The organism is Thauera sp. AutoDN2 (genome assembly GCF_051280715.1).
In the GTDB taxonomy this organism is placed as follows: Bacteria; Pseudomonadota; Gammaproteobacteria; order Burkholderiales; family Rhodocyclaceae; genus Thauera.
This window is the reverse complement of sequence record NZ_JBNCAR010000008.1, coordinates 69,550-87,386: the sequence shown is the minus strand read 5'-3', so window position 1 is coordinate 87,386 and position 17,837 is coordinate 69,550. Positions and strand designations below refer to the sequence as shown.

Below are 17,837 nucleotides of genomic sequence, written 5' to 3'. Positions count from 1 at the left end.
ACGAAAACGCGCGGGAGCGTGGGCTCCGGCGCTTTTTTTCTTGAACCAACCATGTTTGCCGTCCCACGGCGGTGCCGGAAATCATCCCTTTATGTCCAACGCCACCCCCGCCTTCGAAGAAAGTTTTGCCGCCCTCTTCGAGGAAAGCCTTGCCACCCAGGAAATGCGCGCCGGTGAAGTCATCACCGCCGAAGTCGTGCGCATCGATCAGAACTTCGTCGTCGTCAACGCCGGTCTGAAGTCCGAAAGCTACGTGCCCATCGAGGAGTTCCGCAACGACCGCGGCGAACTCGAGGCCAACGTCGGTGATTTCGTCCACGTCGCCATCGATGCCCTGGAAGATGGTTTCGGTGAAACCCGTCTGTCGCGTGACAAGGCCAAGCGCATCGCCGCCTGGAACGATCTCGAGAAGGCGCTCAACGACGGCACCCTGGTCAAGGGCGTCATCACCGGTCGCGTCAAGGGTGGCCTGACCGTCATGACCAACAGCATCCGCGCCTTCCTGCCGGGTTCGCTGGTCGACATGCGTCCGGTCAAGGACACCACGCCGTACGAAGGCAAGGAATACGAATTCAAGGTCATCAAGCTCGACCGCAAGCGCAACAACGTGGTTGTGTCGCGCCGCGCCGTGCTGGAAGAGTCGATGGGCGAAGAGCGCGAGAAGCTGCTCTCCACCCTCAAGGAAGGCACCGTCATCAAGGGCATCGTCAAGAACATCACCGACTACGGTGCGTTCGTCGACCTGGGCGGCATCGATGGTCTGCTGCACATCACCGACCTGGCCTGGCGCCGTGTCCGTCACCCGTCCGAAGTGCTGTCGGTCGGCGATGAGATCGAAGCCAAGGTGCTCAAGTTCGACCAGGAGAAGAACCGCGTCTCGCTGGGTCTCAAGCAGCTGGGCGAAGACCCGTGGGTCGGCATCTCGCGTCGTTACCCGCAGGGCACCCGCCTGTTCGGCAAGGTCACGAACATCACCGACTACGGCGCGTTCGTTGAAGTCGAGCAGGGCATCGAGGGCTTGGTCCACGTGTCCGAAATGGACTGGACCAACAAGAACATCCACCCGACCAAGGTCGTCCAGCTGGGCGACGAAGTCGAGGTGATGATCCTCGAGATCGACGAGGACCGCCGCCGCATCTCGCTGGGCATGAAGCAGTGCATGTCCAACCCGTGGGACGATTTCGCCATCAACCACAAGAAGGGCGACAAGGTCCGCGGCCAGATCAAGTCGATCACCGACTTCGGCGTGTTCATCGGCCTGGAAGGCGGCATCGATGGTCTGGTGCACCTGTCCGACCTGTCCTGGAGCGAGTCCGGCGAAGACGCCGTGCGCAGGTTCAAGAAGGGCGACGAGGTCGAGGCCGTGGTGCTGGCGATCGACGTCGAGCGCGAGCGCATCTCGCTTGGCATCAAGCAGCTCGAGGGTGACCCCTACACCAACTTCATCGCCACCCACGAGAAGAACAGCCTCGTGCGCGGCACGGTGAAGTCGGTCGAGGCGCGTGGTGCAGTGATCTCGCTGGGCGACGAAGTCGAGGGCTATCTGCGCGCTTCGGAAGCCGCTCCGCACCGCGTCGATGACCTGACCACCATGCTTAAGGAAGGTGACGAGGTCGAGGCCCTTGTGATCAACGTCGATCGCAAGAGCCGCTCGATCAGCCTGTCGATCCGCGCCAAGGATCAGGCGGAGCAGTCCGAGGCCATGAACAAGCTTGCTTCGGAGAGTGCTGCTTCGGCGGGTACGACCAACCTGGGCGCTCTGCTCAAGGCCAAGCTGAACGAGCAGAAGCAGTAATCCGACCGGTCATGACCAAATCGGAGCTGATCGTCCGGCTGGCGGAGCGTTTTCCCCAGCTGGTCGCCAAGGACGCCGATTACGCGGTCAAGATGATTCTCGATGCGATGACCGATGCGCTTGCGCGCGGTGATCGCATCGAAATCCGCGGGTTTGGTAGCTTTGCGCTGAACTATCGTCCGCCCCGTACGGGGCGCAATCCGAAATCCGGCGAGAAGGTCCATGTGCCGGAAAAATACGTTCCGCACTTCAAGGCGGGCAAGGAATTGCGCGAAAGGGTGGACGTCGGCGGAAATTGACCGCGCGGCGATCGGTTTTACAGGCAATAATGAGGGGCGACCGAGGTCGCCTTCTTTTTTGTTCATCGCTCGGGGATAATGCCGGCCATGCGCGCAATCATCTGGTTCATCCGCCTGCTGCTGTTCTTTCTGCTGTTCGGGTTCGCGATCAAGAACGACCATCTGGTCACGCTGAACTTCTTCTTCGGCAACCAGTGGCAGCTGCCTCTCGTATTCGTGATTCTGGTGAGCTTTGCGGCCGGCGCCTTGATGGGTGTGACGGCAACGCTTGCATCGCTCGTGCGCCAGCGCCGCGAGATTTCCCGGCTGCGCCGCCAACTCGAACTGGCGGAGCGCTCGAAGGCTTCCACCGAGGTTGTCGTCTCCGGCGCACAAGCCCAGACACCGGTGCCCTGATCGCAGCATGGAAATCGAACTCTGGTGGTTGCTTGCGCTGCCGCTGTTCTTCGGTCTCGGCTGGCTCGCGGCACGGATCGACATCCGCCAGGTGGTGCAGGAGTCCCGAGCGCTACCGCGCTCCTATCTAAGCGGGCTGAACTTCCTGCTCAACGAGCAGCCGGACAAGGCGATCGACGCCTTCGTCGAGGCGGTTCGCATCGACCCGCAGACGGTCGAGCTTCACTTCGCTCTCGGCAGCCTCTTTCGCCGCCGAGGTGAGACCGACCGCGCGATACGCATCCATCAGTTGCTTGTGGATCGCGAGGACATCAGCGAGGAGCACCGCCTGCAGGCGCTTGGCGAACTCGGCCAGGACTTCCTCAAGGCCGGTCTGCTCGATCGTGCGGAAGCGGCCTTTCTGCGCCTGCGCGAGACGCGCGCAAACGACGTCGCCCTGCGCTACCTGCTCGAGATCTACCAGCAGGAGAAGGACTGGGCAAAAGCGATCGAAGTCGCGCGGGCCCTGCCCGAGCATGAAGGCGTGATGTGGCGCAGCGAAATGGCGAACTTCCACTGCGAGCTCGCCGCAAACGCCATGGCGAATTCGCGTTTCGAGGACGCTCGGCGCCACCTCGAGGACGCCTTCGCCGTCAATCGACAGAGCGTGCGCGCGAGCATTCTGCTCGGCGACCTCCACGCCGCGCAGGGGCGGGATGCGGAGGCACTCGAGGCCTGGAAGCGTATCGAGAATCAGAGCCCCGTCTACCTCTCGCTGGTTGCCGAGCGCATCATGGACGCCTACGGCAGGCTGGGGCGGTTAGGCGAGGGTCATCAGCTTCTGCGCGCCTGGCTTGCCGCGCACCCCTCGCTCGATCTGCTCGACGAGCTTTTCCATTGGGAACTGGAGCGTGAAGGGCCCAGGGCGGCGTATGAACTCGTGCGCGAGGAATTGCGCCGCAACCCGACCCTGCTTGGGCTCGACAAGCTGCTTGAGGCGGCGGTCCTTGCGGCACCTGCTGAGCAGCGCAGCGACATCGAACTCGTCAAGCAACTCATCCATGGCCACACCCGCCGGGTCGCACGCTATTGCTGCGACGCTTGCGGTTTCAAGGCGCGCCAGTTCCATTGGCGATGCCCAGCCTGCGGTGGCTGGGAAACCTATCCACCCCGGCGCACCGAAGAGTTCGACCTGACGCCTTGAAGCGCGGCGAACCCGGTGGGCCTGTCGGGCGATCTCGCGCCGACGAACTCCACTCGACAGGGCAAAAATGGAATTCAGGACGCTGGAAGATTACGTCGGGCACACGCCGCTGGTGCGTCTCAAGCGCATCAACGCGGGACGCAACAATGTGATCCTGGCCAAGCTGGAAGGAAACAACCCTGCCGGCTCGGTCAAGGATCGCCCCGCACTTTCGATGGTGATGCGTGCGGAAGCGCGCGGGGTGATCAAGCCCGGCGATACCCTGATCGAAGCGACGAGCGGCAACACCGGCATCGCCCTCGCGATGGCAGCGGCCATGCGGGGCTATCGCATGATTCTGGTCATGCCGGAGAATCAGAGCATTGAGCGCCGCCAGACGATGCGCGCCTTTGGTGCGGAACTCGTGCTGGTTCCGGCCTCGGGTGGCATGGAAATGGCGCGCGACATCGCCGAGAGGATGCGTGACGAGGGGCGTGGCATCATCCTCGATCAGTTCGCCAATGCGGACAACCCAATCGCGCATTACGAAGGCACCGGCCCCGAGATATGGGAGCAGACGGGTGGGCGGATCACGCACTTCATCAGCTCCATGGGGACGACGGGCACCATCATGGGGACTTCGCGTTTCCTGAAGGAACGGAATCCGGAGATCTGCATCGTGGGCTGCGAGCCTGAGCCAGGCTCGCAGATACCGGGCATCCGGAAGTGGCCCGAGGCCTACTTGCCGAAGATCTTCGAGCGTCCGCGGGTCGATCGCTTCGAGCCGGTGAGTCAGGCCGATGCGGAGGATATGACGCGGCGACTCGCGCGTGAGGAAGGCATCTTTGCCGGCATTTCTTCCGGTGGTGCGATGCATGTCGCGCTTCGCCTTGCCGCCGAGGTCGAGAACGCGGTGATCGTGTCCATAGTGTGCGACCGCGGCGACCGCTATCTGTCCACAGGTGTCTTTCCGGCCTGAGCGAGCGCAGAGCGGGCGCGTGCCTGTGCGCGGCGCGTGGGGTTGGCTCGCGCTGCTCGCCTGCGTGTTGTGGGCCGGCGGCGTTTGGGGTGTGCAGCGCATTGCGCTGGAGATCGGTGAGATCCGGCATCCGGTCGCCACGATGGGTGGTCTGCAACTGCGCTTCGAGGCCGATGGCACGCTGCTGCTGAGGGCCCGCAGCGCGCGGTTTGCGGGCCGTGAGTGGTCGGCGCCAACGTTGCGCTGCGCCAGCGCCCGCCTGGATGTGCAGGGTTTTCGCTGCGACGAGGGACGACTTGAGCTCGATGGAAAGGTGCTACCGCTCCGGTTTGCGGTCGAGGCAGCCTTCGAGCGTGGTGATGTCCGTGTGGTCGCCCGGCTCGGTGACGGCCTGATCGAAGCAGCGCTCGACCGCACGGGTGCGACAAGCGTGCTTTTCTCTGGTGTGGAGTTGGAGGCACTGCTTGCAGTGGCTGCACCTTTCGCTGGAGCACTCCCGGTGCAGCTGAAGGGACTGAATCCGGTTGCGAAGCTGAATGGCGCGGTGGCCTGGGGTCCCGCACGAAGGCGGCTGACGATGAATGCACAGCTGGAGGAGGGCGGCTTCGCCTCCGCGGATGGGCTCCTTGCCGCGGAGGCGCTCGCGTTTGCGGTGCACCTGGATGCAACGGAGCAGGGCAGCGGCTGGTCCTGGTCGGTCGGTGCGCGCTGGGTGGCTGGCGCAGCCTACGTGCATCCTCTGTACCTGGAGTCCGGCCCCGCACTGGAGGCTCGCGGCACGCTGCACGCAGGGAGATTGCGGGTCCATGAGGCGGTGCTCGCGGTCGACGGCGTGGAGCGTGTGCGTGCAGAGTCCGCATTTGTGTTGGATCCACCTGGGCTTGAGCGACTGGAGTTTTCCTTGCAGGGCATCGACCTCGACCGGGCGGGGAAGCGCTGGCTGGCGCCCCTGCTGTTTCCCGCGCAGGTGGACAGGTTGCGCTTCAGTGGGCGTGCAGATGTCAGACTCGAGATGCGCGCCGGTGTTGTGGAGGGGCTGACGCTGCAGCTCGATGAGGCGGTGCTCGGGCTTCGCGGCGCCGCAGGCGGCGAAGGTGTGGGGCTTGGGCCGCTGGTGGGCGGTGGCTCCTGGTCGCGAACGCAGCCCACGGAGATGCGGGTGGCGGTCGGCGGCGGGTATTGGGAGAAGCTCGCACTCGGCGCCTTCTCTATCGAGGCGCATCTGGCGCCCGAACACGCATCCTTCGCTCGCATGGAGATCCCCCTCCTGGATGGCGCGCTGGTCATCGACGAGTTCGGGCTCAAGCGCGGGCCCGGGCACTGGGAAGGTCGCGCGAGCGTCGTCATCGAGCCGGTTTCGATGCGCGCGCTTACCGCAGCGCTCGACCTGCCGGAAATGTCGGGCGTGCTCTCGGCATCGCTGCCGGGGGTGCGGGCGAATCCCGGGGAGATCGCGCTCGATGGGGCATTGGTGGTTTCCGTGTTCGATGGCTACCTGCAGGCGACCGGTCTGCGTCTGCTCGAGCCCTTTGGTGTGGCTTCGCACCTGAGCGCAGACATCGAGGTCCGCCATCTGGATCTGCATCAGCTCACCGAAACCTTCAGCTTCGGCAACATCACAGGCTTCATTGACGCGGATGTGCGCGGGCTCGAGTTGGCGCGTTGGCGTCCGGTGGCCTTCGACGCGCGCATTGCCAGCAGCCCGGGCGAGTATCGGCGCCGCATCAGCCAGCGTGCGGTCGAGAATATCAGCGCGCTGGGCGGTGCTGGAGCGCTGGCTGCGCTGCAGCGGGGACTGATCGGATTCTTCGAGAGCTTCGGTTACCGCGAACTCGGTCTGCGCTGTGTGCTGCGCGATGGGGTTTGCGCCATGGACGGCGTGGAGGGCGTGCAGCGCAGCGACGGTGGTTTTGCGATCGTGCGCGGGGGGGGCGTCCCGGCGCTGGATGTCATCGGCTACAATCGGCGCGTGGACTGGAACGAACTGGTCGATCGTCTGCAGCGGGTGATCGACGAGAACGTTTCGCCCGAGCTGCACTGACCCGCAACCTGCAGGACGAGCACATGAACCCCGCATCGCGCTACCTTGTTGCCGCAGCCGTCGCCTTGTCGGCGTCCGCCTGCGTCACGATCAACATCTATTTTCCGGCGGCCGCCGCTGAGAAGGCTGCCGACCGAATCATCGACGAGGTGTGGCAATTGCGTGAAGCTGCGCCCGAGGCGACCGGGGCGCCTGCAGCACCGGACACCCAGGGAGGAACGAAATGAAACCCGCATCCGTGCTCATGCGTTGGCTGTTCGCCGTGATGGCAGTGTTGTCGTTCGCCGGCGCCGCGCATGCCCAGGGCAATCTGGAAATCAACACCCCCGCCATCGCGGCGCTCAAGCAGTCGATGCAGCAGCGCCATGTGGGCCTTGCGCCGCTGTATGCCTCGGGAGCGGTTGGTCTCGCGGCAGACGGCAGCGTGGCGCTCCGCGACGCGGGCGGCGTTCCGCTGGCGCAGCGTGGTCAGGTGAATGCACTGATCGCCGCGGAGAATGCGGACCGGTCCGCCCTGTACCGGGAAATCGCGCGCGCCAACGGCCATCCGGAGTGGGAAGCCGATGTGCGTCGAACCTTCGCCCAGCGCTGGATCGACCGCGCCCAGGCGGGCTGGTGGGTGCAGACCGGCGGCGGGTGGGCACGCAAGTAATGCCCGTCCTGATCTTCGACATCGAGACCATTCCCGATGTGGCCGGTATCCGGGCGCTGGAGGATCTGCCGGCCGAACTGTCCGACTACGAGGTCGCCGAATGGGCGTTCCAGCAGCGGCGCGCCAGCCATGGCAACGACTTCCTGCCGCACCACTTGCAACGGGTGGTGACGATCTCGTGTGTGCTGCGTGATGCCCAGCACTTTCGTGTGTTCTCGCTCTCCGAGCCGGATGCCAGCGAAGGCGAGATCATCCAGCGCTTTTTCGACGGCATCGAGCGATACTCGCCGCAGATCGTTTCCTGGAACGGTGGCGGCTTCGACCTGCCGGTGCTGCATTACCGCGGCATGATGCATGGTGTGTCCGCGCCGCGATACTGGGACCAGGGTGAGGGCGACTATCACGACTCACGCGATTTCAAGTGGAACAACTACATCAGCCGCTATCACAGCCGTCATCTCGACCTGATGGACCTGCTGGCGATGTATCAGCCGCGCGCGAACGCGCCCCTCGACGACCTCGCCAAGCTCATGGGCTACCCTGGCAAGCTCGGCATGGACGGCTCAGCGGTTTGGCAGGCGTGGCAGGAGGGGCGAATCGCGGAGATCCGCGACTACTGTGAAACCGACGTGGTCAATACTTATCTGGTATACCTGCGCTTCGAGCGCATGCGCGGGCACCTCGATGCCCCATCCTGGGCGGCGGAAAAGCGGGTTGTGCGAGAGGCGTTGAGCCGGCTGGAAGCGCCCCACTGGAAGGCGTTCCTGGAAGCCTGGCCGGCCGAAGATGCGGCCGGCGCAGCGTAGATCGAGTCAAGAAGGAGAAAATCTCATGGGCATCCTCTACACCATCCTCATCGGTCTCATCGTTGGCTTGGTCGCACGCCTGCTGCATCCGGGCAAGGATGGGCTGGGGCTCATCATGACCGCCTTGCTCGGCATCGCCGGTTCGCTCGTGGCGACCTATGGCGGTCAGGCCCTGGGCATCTACCATGCCGGCGAAGGTGCAGGCTTCATTGGTGCTGTCGTCGGCGCATTCGTGATTCTGTTTGCGGTGACGCGCTTGAAAAAGTGAAATGTGCGGTGCACTGCAAAAAGTCTTTGACAAGATTTTTGCAGTGCCTATAATGCGGGACTTCAGCAGGCGCGTAGCTCAGTTGGTTAGAGCACCACCTTGACATGGTGGGGGTCGTTGGTTCGAATCCAATCGCGCCTACCAAGATTCAGGAGTTGATCAATATGTTCCGAACTACCACTTCGGCGGGATACTGAACAGGTCGGCTCCGCTTGTCTGCTAAAAGAGAAAAAAAGCGCGCCAGACCGCGCTTTTTTTTCGTCCACGTTTTTCATGCCCGTCCTGCGCGCCGCGCGCGCAGGAAGTCATCAGCCCGAGGCCATAGTCATGCCCAACATCACGCTCCCCGACGGTTCCGTGCGTAGCTTCGATCATGCGGTTACCGTGGCCGAGGTCGCGGCCTCGATCGGTGCCGGCCTGGCCAAGGCCGCCCTGGCTGGTCGCGTTGGCGACCGGCTCGTCGATCTTTCCCATCGGCTCGAGACCGATGCAGATCTCGCCATCGTTACCGACAAGACACCCGAGGGGCTCGAGATCATCCGTCACTCGACGGCGCATCTGCTCGCGCATGCGGTCAAGGAACTGTTCCCCGATGCACAGGTGACGATCGGGCCAGTGATCGAGAACGGCTTCTACTACGATTTTTCCTACAAACGCCCCTTCACGCCCGACGACCTCGCAGCAATCGAGGCACGCATGGCTGAGATTGCGAAGCGCGAGATCACGGTGCATCGCGAGGTCTGGCCGCGCGACAAGGCGGTCGCATTCTTCAAGGACATCGGTGAGCATTACAAGGCCGAGATCATCGCGTCGATCCCGGCTGGCGAAGACGTTTCGCTCTACCGTCAGGGGGACTTCATCGACCTTTGTCGCGGTCCGCACGTACCCTCGACCGGCAAGCTCAAGGTGTTCAAGCTCACCAAGCTCGCCGGCGCCTACTGGCGTGGTGACTCCAAGAACGAGATGCTGCAGCGCATCTATGGCACGGCGTGGGCGAAGAAGGACGAGCTCGACGGCTACCTTCACATGCTCGAGGAAGCCGAGAAGCGTGACCACCGCAAGCTGGGTCAGCAGCTCGACTTCTTCCACTTCCAGGACGAGGCGCCGGGCGCAGTGTTCTGGCATCCGAAGGGCTGGCGCCTGTTCAATACGCTGATCGACTACATGCGGGACCGTCAGGAAGAGGCGGGCTACGTCGAGGTCAATACGCCGGACGTGATGGACCGTGCGCTGTGGGAAACCTCCGGCCACTGGCAGAACTACCGCCAGAACATGTTCACCACCACGACCGAGGACGAGCGGGTCTTCGCGCTGAAACCGATGAACTGTCCCGGTGCGGTGTCGATGTTCGCTCAGGGACTGAAGAGCTACCGCGACCTGCCGTTGCGCATGGCCGAATTCGGCAAGGTGCACCGCTACGAGCCTTCGGGCGCGCTGCACGGCCTGCTGCGCGTGCGCCACTTCACTCAGGACGACGCGCACATCTTCTGCACCGAGGCGCAGATGGAGCAGGAGTGCAAGGATGTCGTGCGCCTGATCCTCGACATCTACAAGGACTTCGGCTTCGACAACGTGCGCATCAAGCTGTCTACACGTCCGGAGAACCGGATCGGCACGGACGAGACCTGGGACAAGCTCGAAGGTGCGCTGGCATCGGCGCTCGAGCACATGGACATGGCCTACGAGCTGTTCCCGGGCGAGGGCGCCTTCTATGGTCCGAAGCTCGAGTTCGTGCTGCGCGACACGATCGGCCGTGACTGGCAGTGCGGCACGCTGCAGGTCGACATGAATCTGCCCGAGCGCTTCGACATCTCTTACGTGGCCGAGGATAACGCGCGCAAGCGCCCGGTCATGCTGCATCGCGCCTTGTTCGGTTCGCTGGAGCGCTTCACCGGCATTTTGATCGAACATTACGCGGGCGCGATGCCGATGTGGCTCGCGCCGCAGCATGCTGCGGTGATGAACATCTCGGAGGGGCAGGCGGACTATGCTGCAGAAGTGGCGACCAAGCTGAAGAAGGCGGGTTTTCGTGTCGAGGCTGATTTGCGCAACGAGAAGATTAACTATAAAATCCGCGAACATAGCGTGCAGAAGCTGCCTTACCTGCTCGTGATTGGTGAGAAGGAAAAGGCGGCGGGCCTGGTGGCCGTGCGTGCCCGAGGTGGCCAGGATCTTGGCCAAATGTCCCTCGATTCGCTGATCGAACGCTGGCGTCGCGAAGAAGAAGCGAAGGCCGGTTCGGTCTGATTTTGTGGTTTTCGTGGAGAGTTGAACCATCGCTCAAGAAAAAAAACAGCGCGTAAATAGGGAGATCAACGCGCCCGAGCTCCGGCTGGTTGGCGAAGAAGGCGAGCAGCTCGGAATCGTGTCCCTGAACGCAGCCCTGAACATGGCCGAAGAGGCTGGGCTGGATCTGGTCGAAATCGCTCCGATGGCTGCACCGCCGGTCGCCAAGCTGATGGATTTCGGCAAGTTCAAGTATCAGGAACAGAAGAAGGCCCACGAAGCCCGACTCAAGCAGAAACAGGTACAGGTGAAGGAGGTCAAGCTCCGCCCGGGTACCGACGAGAACGACTACCAGATCAAGCTGCGCAACCTCAAGCGCTTCCTGGAAGAAGGCGACAAGTGCAAGGTGACCTTGCGCTTCCGCGGACGTGAGATGGCGCACCAGGAGTTCGGTCTGCGTCAGCTGGAGCGTGTGAAGGCCGACCTGGAAGAACTCGGTCAGGTCGAACAGATGCCCAAGATGGAAGGGCGTCAGATGATCATGGTCATCGCGCCGAAGAAGAAGATCTGAGCTGTACAGAATTTGCCTCGAAAGGGGCAAGACCGTCGGGTGGCGTGAGCTGCCGGGCGGAAAACAAGTGGTGCCGGGTAACAAAATGCGCCGGATGTCGGCGCTACCTGGTGTCATCCAAAAACATTGGAGTATCCGTAATGCCCAAGATGAAGACCAAGAGCGGAGCGAAGAAGCGCTTCAAGGTCCGCTCCAGCGGCGGGATCAAGCGGTCCCAGGCGTTCAAGCGCCACATCCTGACCAAGAAGACGACGAAGGTGAAGCGTCACCTGCGCGGCATGACCGAAGTGCATGCGGCAGATGAAAAGCTGATCCGCGCCATGCTTCCGTACGCTTGATAGGAGACCGCAATGCCTCGCGTTAAACGTGGTGTAACCGCCCGCGCTCGTCACAAGAAAGTCCTTTCCCAGGCCAAGGGGTATCGCGGCCGTCGCAAGAACGTCTATCGCATCGCCAAGCAGGCGGTGATGAAGGCGGGTCAATATGCCTACCGCGACCGCCGTCAGCGCAAGCGCCAGTTCCGTACCCTGTGGATTGCGCGTATCAACGCCGCCGCGCGCGAACTGGGGCTGACCTATAGCACCTTCATGAACGGTCTGAAGAAGGCTGCGATCGAGATCGACCGCAAGGTGCTGGCCGACCTGGCCGTGTTCGACAAGCCGGCTTTTGCCGCAATTGCCGAGCAGGCCCGGGCCAAACTCGCTGCGTAAGTCTTCGCAGCTCGAAAAAAGGAGGCCTGGCCTCCTTTTTTTTTCTGAGCCGTTGTCTTTCGAACCACCGAATTCCCGATGCGTGGCCGCAGCTTGGCCCCATCCGCAACACCGTACTCCGCCAGGGCAGGGACATGGAACAGCTCGATCAACTGGTACGACAGGCCGCAGCCGATTTTGCCGCTGCCGCCGACAGCGCGCAGCTCGAACAGGCGAAGGCGCGCTACCTGGGCAAGGCCGGGGCGCTCACCGAACGCCTGAAATCGCTCGGCAAACTCGAGCCGGACGCGCGCCGTGAAGCCGGTGCCGCCATCAATGCCGCCAAGACGGCGGTGGAGGCCGAACTGGAGGCGCGGCGAAATGCCCTGCGTGAGGCGTCGCTGCATGCGCAGCTCGCCGCCGAGGCGCTCGACGTCACGCTTCCCGGACGAGGCGGGGTACAGGGCGGCCTGCATCCGGTCAGCCGCACGCTGGAGCGGATCGAGCAGCTTTTCGGCTCGATTGGCTTCGTCGTTGCGGATGGCCCCGAGATCGAAACCGACTGGCACAACTTCACCGCACTCAATACGCCGGAGAATCACCCCGCGCGCTCGATGCACGACACCTTCTACCTCGAAGGGCGTGAGGATGTGCTGCTGCGCACCCACACCAGCCCCGTGCAGGTGCGCGCGATGCTGGCCCATGTCGAGCGCCATCGGGAGGCTGCGGTCATGCCCGATCTGCGCATCATTGCTCCGGGGCGCGTGTTCCGCGTGGACTCCGATGCCACCCATTCGCCGATGTTCCATCAGGTTGAAGGCCTGTGGGTTGGCGAGACGGTCAGCTTTGCAGACCTAAAGGGGGTGATCGCCGATTTCCTGCGTCGTTTCTTCGAGACGGATGACCTGCAGGTCCGCTTCCGCCCCTCCTTCTTCCCGTTCACGGAGCCTTCGGCCGAGATCGACGTGGCCTTCATGAGCGGCGCGCTCAAGGGGCGCTGGCTCGAGATTGCCGGCTGTGGCGTCGTTCATCCGAACGTGCTGCGTTTCGGTGGCATCGACCCCGAGCGCTATACCGGCTTCGCTTTCGGCATGGGGCCGGACCGCCTCACCATGCTGCGGTATGGCGTGAACGACCTGCGCCTGTTCTTTGAAGGTGATCTGCGCTTCCTGAGCCAGTTCCGCTGAGCACGGGTGCTCGCACCTCGCCCTCCCACGCAATCCGGGTAATCGAATCATGCAATTCTCAGAACAGTGGCTGCGGACTTTCGTCGATCCGCAACTGGACAGTGCCGGACTCGGCCATCTGCTGACCATGGCTGGTCTCGAGGTGGAAGAAGCCGACCCTGCCGCACCTGCCTTCAGCGGGGTGGTGGTCGCGCAGATCGTCGAAGCGGACAAGCACCCCAACGCCGACAAGCTCAAGCTCTGCAAGGTGGATGCGGGCAGCGGCGAGTTGCTGCAGATCGTCTGCGGCGCACCCAATGCCGCGGTCGGAATGAAGGTGCCTTGCGCCGTGGTCGGCGCGACGCTCCCCGGCGATTTCGAGATCAAGAAGGCCAAGCTGCGCGGCGTCGAGTCCTTCGGCATGCTGTGCTCCGCACGCGAACTCGGCCTTTCGGAAGATCACGGCGGCTTGCACGTCTTGCCCGAAGATGCGCCGATCGGTACCGACATTCGCGAATACCTCGGCTTGAACGACACCCTGTTCACGATCAAGCTCACGCCCAACCGTGCGGATTGCCTGAGTCTCACCGGGGTCGCGCGCGAAGTCGCGGCGATCACCGGCAGCGCGCTCCGGCTGGAGCCGGTCGAGGCAGTTCCGGCGCGCAGCGAAGCGACGCGCGCCATCGTGCTCGACGCCCCGCAGGCCTGCCCGCGTTATTGCGGCCGTGTGCTGTCCGGGGTGAACGCCAAGGCGCCCACGCCCGAATGGATGGTGCGCCGGCTGGTACGCAGCGGCATCCGCTCGATCAGCGCGCTGGTCGACATCACCAACTACGTCATGCTCGAACTTGGCCAGCCCCTGCACGCCTTCGACAACACGAAACTGCACGGCGCCATCCACGTCCGCCTGCCGCGAAGCGGAGAAAAGGTGCTGCTGCTCAACGAGCAGAGCGTGACCCCGACCGCCGACACGCTGCTGATCGCTGACGAGGCGCGCGCCCTGGCGCTTGCCGGGATCATGGGTGGTGAAGACAGTGGGGTGACGCTGGAAACCACAGAGATTTTCCTGGAGAGCGCCTTCTTCGCGCCCGACGCGATCGCCGGTCGTGCGCGCAGCTACGGCTTTTCCTCTGATGCTTCTCACCGTTTCGAGCGCGGGGTGGACCCTGACCTCGCCCGCACCGCGCTTGAGCGCGCCACGCGCCTGGTGCTCGACATCTGCGGGGGGGACGCCGGGCCGGTGGTGGAGGCGCTCGCCGCGCAGGATCTGCCGCAGCGCAGGCCGGTGCGGCTGCGCCCGGCGCGCGCGCGACGCGTGCTCGGCATTGGGCTCGAGGATGACGCGATGCTTGCGCTGCTGCAGCGCGTGCACCTGCGGGTCGAGCGCGAAGGCGACGATTTCGTGGTGACTCCGCCGTCGTGGCGCTTCGACATCGAGATCGAGGAAGACCTGGTCGAGGAGATCGCCCGCCTCTACGGCTATGACAACATCCCGGCGGTGGCGCCCCAGGGCAGCCTGATGATGCTGCCCAGCACCGAGCGCGCCCGCCCGGTGTGGGCGGTGCGGCGCTTGCTTGCCGCGCGAGGCTATCAGGAGGTCGTCAACTTCGCCTTCGTCGAGGAGGCCTGGGAGCGCGACTTCTGCGCCAACCAGGACCCCATCCGCCTTGCAAACCCGATCGCAAGCCAGCTCAGTGTGATGCGTTCGAGCCTGATCCCCGGGCTGGTGGGAAGCCTTGTGACCAACCGCAAGCGCCAGATCGACCGTGTACGTGTGTTCGAGGTGGCGCGCGTGTTCGAGCGCAAGGCCGATGGCGAGCCCGTGAGCGGTTTCCAGCAGCGGATGAAGGTTTCCGCGCTGGCTGCCGGTCCGGCGTTGCCCGAACAGTGGGGCGAGCGTGCCCGCAGCGTTGATTTCTATGACATCAAGGGCGACCTCGAGGCTTTGCTTGCGCCGCGCGTGCCGAGCTTCACGCCTGTCTCGCATCCCGCTCTTCACCCCGGGCGTGCAGCCACGGTGTGGCTCGATGGTCATGTGGCCGGTGTGGTTGGTGAAATCCACCCGGTGTGGGTGCAGCGCTACGAACTGGGCAGTGCGCCAGTGGTGTTCGAGATCGAACTGGATGCCGTGCTCGCCGGCCGTGTGCCGGCGTATGCAGAGGTTTCCCGCATGCCTGCAGTACGCAGGGATATCGCCCTCGTGATCGGGGTCGAGGTTCCGGTCGAGCGGGTGCTCGAGGTGTTGCGTGCCGCGGCGCCCGAGCAGGTCCGCGAGATCGCTCTGTTCGACGTCTATCATGGCAAGGGCATCGATCCGGACAAGAAGAGCCTTGCCTTCCGGATATCGATGCAAGATACTCGTCGCACGCTCGAAGACGCCGAAGTGGATTCGGCCATCGATTCGCTCGTCAGGCAGGCCGAGGCACAGCTTGGCGCCCGCCTGCGTGGCACGGGGGGGGTGACATGACCCTGACCAAGGCGGAACTCGCCGATCTGCTGTTCGAGCAGGTCGGCCTGAACAAGCGTGAGGCCAAGGACATGGTCGAGGGCTTCTTCGAGGAAATCCGGACTGCTCTGGAGCGCGGCGACAGCGTCAAGCTGTCGGGCTTCGGCAACTTCCAGTTGCGCGACAAGCCTCAGCGCCCCGGGCGCAATCCCAAGACGGGCGAGGAAATTCCGATCACCGCGCGGCGTGTGGTCACTTTCCATGCCAGCCAGAAACTCAAGGCCGCGGTGGAGCGACTCAGCGATGCAAGCAAGCAGCCCTGAAATTCAGGATCAGGAACTGCCGCCGATTCCGGCAAAGCGCTATTTCACGATCGGAGAGGTGAGCGATCTGTGCTGCGTGAAGCCCCATGTGCTGCGTTACTGGGAGCAGGAATTCACCCAGCTCAAGCCCGTCAAGCGCGGTGGCAACCGGCGCTACTACCAGCATCACGAGGTGCTGCTGATCCGGCGTATCCGCCACTTGCTGTACCAGGAAGGCTTCACGATCTCTGGTGCACGCAACCGCCTCGGCGAATCGGCGATTCACGCTCAGGAAAGCGAGCTTGAGCTCGAGCGTTACAAGGCTTTGGTGCGGGATTTGCGGGTTGAAATCGTGCAGACGCTCGACCGCTTGCGTAGCTGAAGCGTTTTTTCACGTAGAACTGGTAAATCTGGAAACCGCTGCTATAATGGCGGCTTGTGTCGGGGCGTAGCGCAGCCTGGTAGCGCACTTGCATGGGGTGCAAGGGGTCGCGAGTTCGAATCCCGCCGCCCCGACCAATCGACAAAAGAACCGGCTCCGGCCGGTTTTTTGTTTTCTGCTGCGTATCAGGCACCCTCAAGACGGTGTGCTAACATCCCGCTTCCGGCCGTGTAACGGCCCCCGCATGGATCTCGAATGCGTATCCTGGTCAGCAACGACGACGGCTATTTCGCACCGGGGATCGCGGCGCTCGCCGAAGCGCTGTCGACGCTGGGTGAGGTGACCGTGGTCGCCCCCGAGCGCGATCGCAGCGGCGCGAGCAATTCGCTCACGCTCGATCGTCCGCTGTCGCTCAAGCGAACGTCCAACGGTTTCTATCATGTGAACGGCACGCCCACCGACTGCGTGCATCTCGCCGTCACCGGTATGCTCGACCACCTGCCCGACATGGTGGTTTCGGGAATCAATCACGGCGCGAACATGGGTGACGACACCGTCTATTCGGGCACTGTGGCAGCGGCCACGGAGGGCTTTCTGCTCGGAGTGCCTTCGATCGCGGTTTCCCTGGTGAGCAAGTCGGCAACCGATTTCACGGCCGCCGCACGCGTGGCACGCGACCTTGCCGAACGCTTCATGCGCAATCCCTTTCCGCAGCCGGTTCTGCTGAATGTGAACGTGCCCGATGTGGCGTACGAGCGCCTGCGTGGTGTGCGGGTGACGCGCCTGGGCAAACGGCACAAGGCCGAGCCCGTAGTGCGTAGCCAGACCCCGCGCGGCGAGACGGTTTACTGGATCGGCGCTGCGGGTGAGGCCGCCGATGCGGGAGAGGGCACCGACTTTCACGCGGTCGCCAACGGCGCTGTTTCGGTGACGCCGCTGCAGATCGATCTCACCCATACCGGCCTGGTCGCGCCGGTCTTCGACTGGCTCAAGCTCTGATGAACAGGACTGCAGACGCCGGTCAGGCCTCGCGCGCCCGCGCACGCATGGTCGAGCGCTTGCGCACTCAGGGCATCCGCGACGAGCGGGTGCTGGCCGCCATGCAGGCGGTGCCCCGGCACGCCTTCGTCGACGAGGGGCTGGGTTTCAGCGCTTATGACGATACGCCCTTGCCGATCGGATTCCAGCAGACGATCTCTCAGCCCTATGTTGTGGCCCGCATGATCGAGTTGCTGCGTGCGGGCCGTGAGCTGGGCCGCACGCTGGAGGTCGGCGCGGGCTGCGGCTACCAAGCTGCCGTGCTGTCGCTGCTGGCGACCGAAGTCTATGCCGTCGAACGTATTCGCGGGCTGCTCGACCGGGCGCGTTCGAACCTACGTCCATTGCGCTTGCCCAATGTACGGCTGAAACTTGCCGACGGTAACCTCGGTCTTCCGGAAGCGGCTCCGTTCGACAGCATCATTGTGGCCGCTGGTGCGGCGGGCCTGCCGCCCGCGCTCAAGCAACAGCTTGCGCCTGGCGGACGGCTGATCGTTCCGGTCGGCGGCGCCGATCAGCGCTTGCTGCTGGTCGAAAGACAGGGGAATGTGTTCCGGGAAAGCTGGTTCGAAGCGGTCCGCTTCGTGCCGCTGCTCGGTGGTACGGAATGAACGACGGT

At 63.7% G+C, this 17,837-nt stretch carries 20 protein-coding genes and 2 tRNA genes; all 22 read left to right on the top strand.

Annotated elements, in window-relative coordinates; translation table 11 throughout:
• Positions 1-91: 91 nt before the first annotated feature.
• The 22 genes from rpsA (at position 92) to ACPT9U_RS06965 (ending at position 17,829) form a co-directional block, all read left to right on the top strand.
• Complete coding sequence (gene rpsA, locus ACPT9U_RS07070; RefSeq protein WP_418363021.1) at positions 92-1,795, top strand: 30S ribosomal protein S1; 1,704 nt, start codon at positions 92-94, stop codon at positions 1,793-1,795.
• Positions 1,796-1,806: 11 nt separating this feature from the next.
• Complete coding sequence (locus tag ACPT9U_RS07065; protein WP_418363020.1) at positions 1,807-2,094, top strand: integration host factor subunit beta; 288 nt, start codon at positions 1,807-1,809, stop codon at positions 2,092-2,094.
• 87 nt (positions 2,095-2,181) lie between these two features.
• The gene (locus ACPT9U_RS07060; protein ID WP_418363019.1) at positions 2,182-2,490 is read left to right on the top strand and encodes a LapA family protein; all 309 of its coding nucleotides are present in this window, start codon (positions 2,182-2,184) and stop codon (positions 2,488-2,490) included.
• Positions 2,491-2,497: 7 nt separating this feature from the next.
• Entirely contained in the window at positions 2,498-3,673 is a 1,176-nt protein-coding gene (gene lapB / locus ACPT9U_RS07055; protein ID WP_435750353.1) for a lipopolysaccharide assembly protein LapB, read from the top strand.
• A gap of 67 nt (positions 3,674-3,740) precedes the next feature.
• Positions 3,741-4,631 (top strand): cysteine synthase CysM, encoded by an 891-nt coding sequence (cysM, locus tag ACPT9U_RS07050; RefSeq protein WP_418363017.1) that lies wholly within the window; start codon positions 3,741-3,743, stop codon positions 4,629-4,631.
• Positions 4,632-4,650: 19 nt separating this feature from the next.
• Complete coding sequence (locus ACPT9U_RS07045) at positions 4,651-6,672, top strand: hypothetical protein (RefSeq protein ID WP_435750350.1); 2,022 nt, start codon at positions 4,651-4,653, stop codon at positions 6,670-6,672.
• 23 nt (positions 6,673-6,695) lie between these two features.
• Positions 6,696-6,899 (top strand): hypothetical protein, encoded by a 204-nt coding sequence (locus ACPT9U_RS07040; RefSeq protein ID WP_435750349.1) that lies wholly within the window; start codon positions 6,696-6,698, stop codon positions 6,897-6,899.
• Positions 6,900-6,916: 17 nt separating this feature from the next.
• Positions 6,917-7,324, top strand: coding sequence for a YdbL family protein (locus tag ACPT9U_RS07035; protein ID WP_435750348.1), 408 nt, complete (start codon positions 6,917-6,919; stop codon positions 7,322-7,324).
• Positions 7,324-8,130 (top strand): 3'-5' exonuclease, encoded by an 807-nt coding sequence (locus tag ACPT9U_RS07030; RefSeq protein WP_435750347.1) that lies wholly within the window; start codon positions 7,324-7,326, stop codon positions 8,128-8,130. Before ACPT9U_RS07035 ends, ACPT9U_RS07030 begins: the two co-directional genes overlap by 1 nt.
• Positions 8,131-8,155: 25 nt before the next feature.
• A complete protein-coding gene (locus ACPT9U_RS07025; RefSeq protein ID WP_418363012.1) occupies positions 8,156-8,398 on the top strand; it encodes a GlsB/YeaQ/YmgE family stress response membrane protein in 243 nt (80 codons plus the stop codon).
• A 67-nt stretch (positions 8,399-8,465) separates the two neighbouring features.
• Positions 8,466-8,542 (top strand) — tRNA-Val (locus ACPT9U_RS07020).
• A 183-nt stretch (positions 8,543-8,725) separates the two neighbouring features.
• Entirely contained in the window at positions 8,726-10,645 is a 1,920-nt protein-coding gene (gene thrS / locus ACPT9U_RS07015; protein WP_418363011.1) for a threonine--tRNA ligase, read from the top strand.
• A 28-nt stretch (positions 10,646-10,673) separates the two neighbouring features.
• Positions 10,674-11,195 carry a translation initiation factor IF-3 gene (gene infC, locus ACPT9U_RS07010; protein WP_418363350.1) on the top strand — a complete coding sequence of 174 codons (522 nt, stop codon included), beginning with the start codon at positions 10,674-10,676 and terminating at the stop codon, positions 11,193-11,195.
• 140 nt (positions 11,196-11,335) lie between these two features.
• Entirely contained in the window at positions 11,336-11,533 is a 198-nt protein-coding gene (rpmI, locus tag ACPT9U_RS07005; protein ID WP_004299086.1) for a 50S ribosomal protein L35, read from the top strand.
• A gap of 12 nt (positions 11,534-11,545) precedes the next feature.
• Positions 11,546-11,905 carry a 50S ribosomal protein L20 gene (gene rplT / locus ACPT9U_RS07000; RefSeq protein WP_320364630.1) on the top strand — a complete coding sequence of 120 codons (360 nt, stop codon included), beginning with the start codon at positions 11,546-11,548 and terminating at the stop codon, positions 11,903-11,905.
• 134 nt (positions 11,906-12,039) lie between these two features.
• Positions 12,040-13,071 (top strand): phenylalanine--tRNA ligase subunit alpha, encoded by a 1,032-nt coding sequence (gene pheS / locus ACPT9U_RS06995; RefSeq protein ID WP_435750346.1) that lies wholly within the window; start codon positions 12,040-12,042, stop codon positions 13,069-13,071.
• A 49-nt stretch (positions 13,072-13,120) separates the two neighbouring features.
• Complete coding sequence (pheT, locus tag ACPT9U_RS06990; RefSeq protein WP_435750344.1) at positions 13,121-15,517, top strand: phenylalanine--tRNA ligase subunit beta; 2,397 nt, start codon at positions 13,121-13,123, stop codon at positions 15,515-15,517.
• On the top strand, positions 15,514-15,819 hold the full coding sequence (locus tag ACPT9U_RS06985; RefSeq protein WP_418363008.1) for an integration host factor subunit alpha: 306 nt from the start codon (positions 15,514-15,516) through the stop codon (positions 15,817-15,819). The genes pheT and ACPT9U_RS06985 overlap by 4 nt, the downstream gene beginning before the upstream one ends.
• On the top strand, positions 15,800-16,180 hold the full coding sequence (locus ACPT9U_RS06980) for a MerR family transcriptional regulator (RefSeq protein WP_435750343.1): 381 nt from the start codon (positions 15,800-15,802) through the stop codon (positions 16,178-16,180). The genes ACPT9U_RS06985 and ACPT9U_RS06980 overlap by 20 nt, the downstream gene beginning before the upstream one ends.
• Positions 16,181-16,240: 60 nt before the next feature.
• A tRNA-Pro gene (locus ACPT9U_RS06975) sits at positions 16,241-16,317 on the top strand.
• 118 nt (positions 16,318-16,435) lie between these two features.
• Positions 16,436-17,179, top strand: coding sequence for a 5'/3'-nucleotidase SurE (gene surE, locus ACPT9U_RS06970; protein WP_418363006.1), 744 nt, complete (start codon positions 16,436-16,438; stop codon positions 17,177-17,179).
• Positions 17,179-17,829, top strand: coding sequence for a protein-L-isoaspartate(D-aspartate) O-methyltransferase (locus ACPT9U_RS06965; RefSeq protein ID WP_435750342.1), 651 nt, complete (start codon positions 17,179-17,181; stop codon positions 17,827-17,829). Before surE ends, ACPT9U_RS06965 begins: the two co-directional genes overlap by 1 nt.
• The last annotated feature ends 8 nt before the right edge of the window (positions 17,830-17,837 follow it).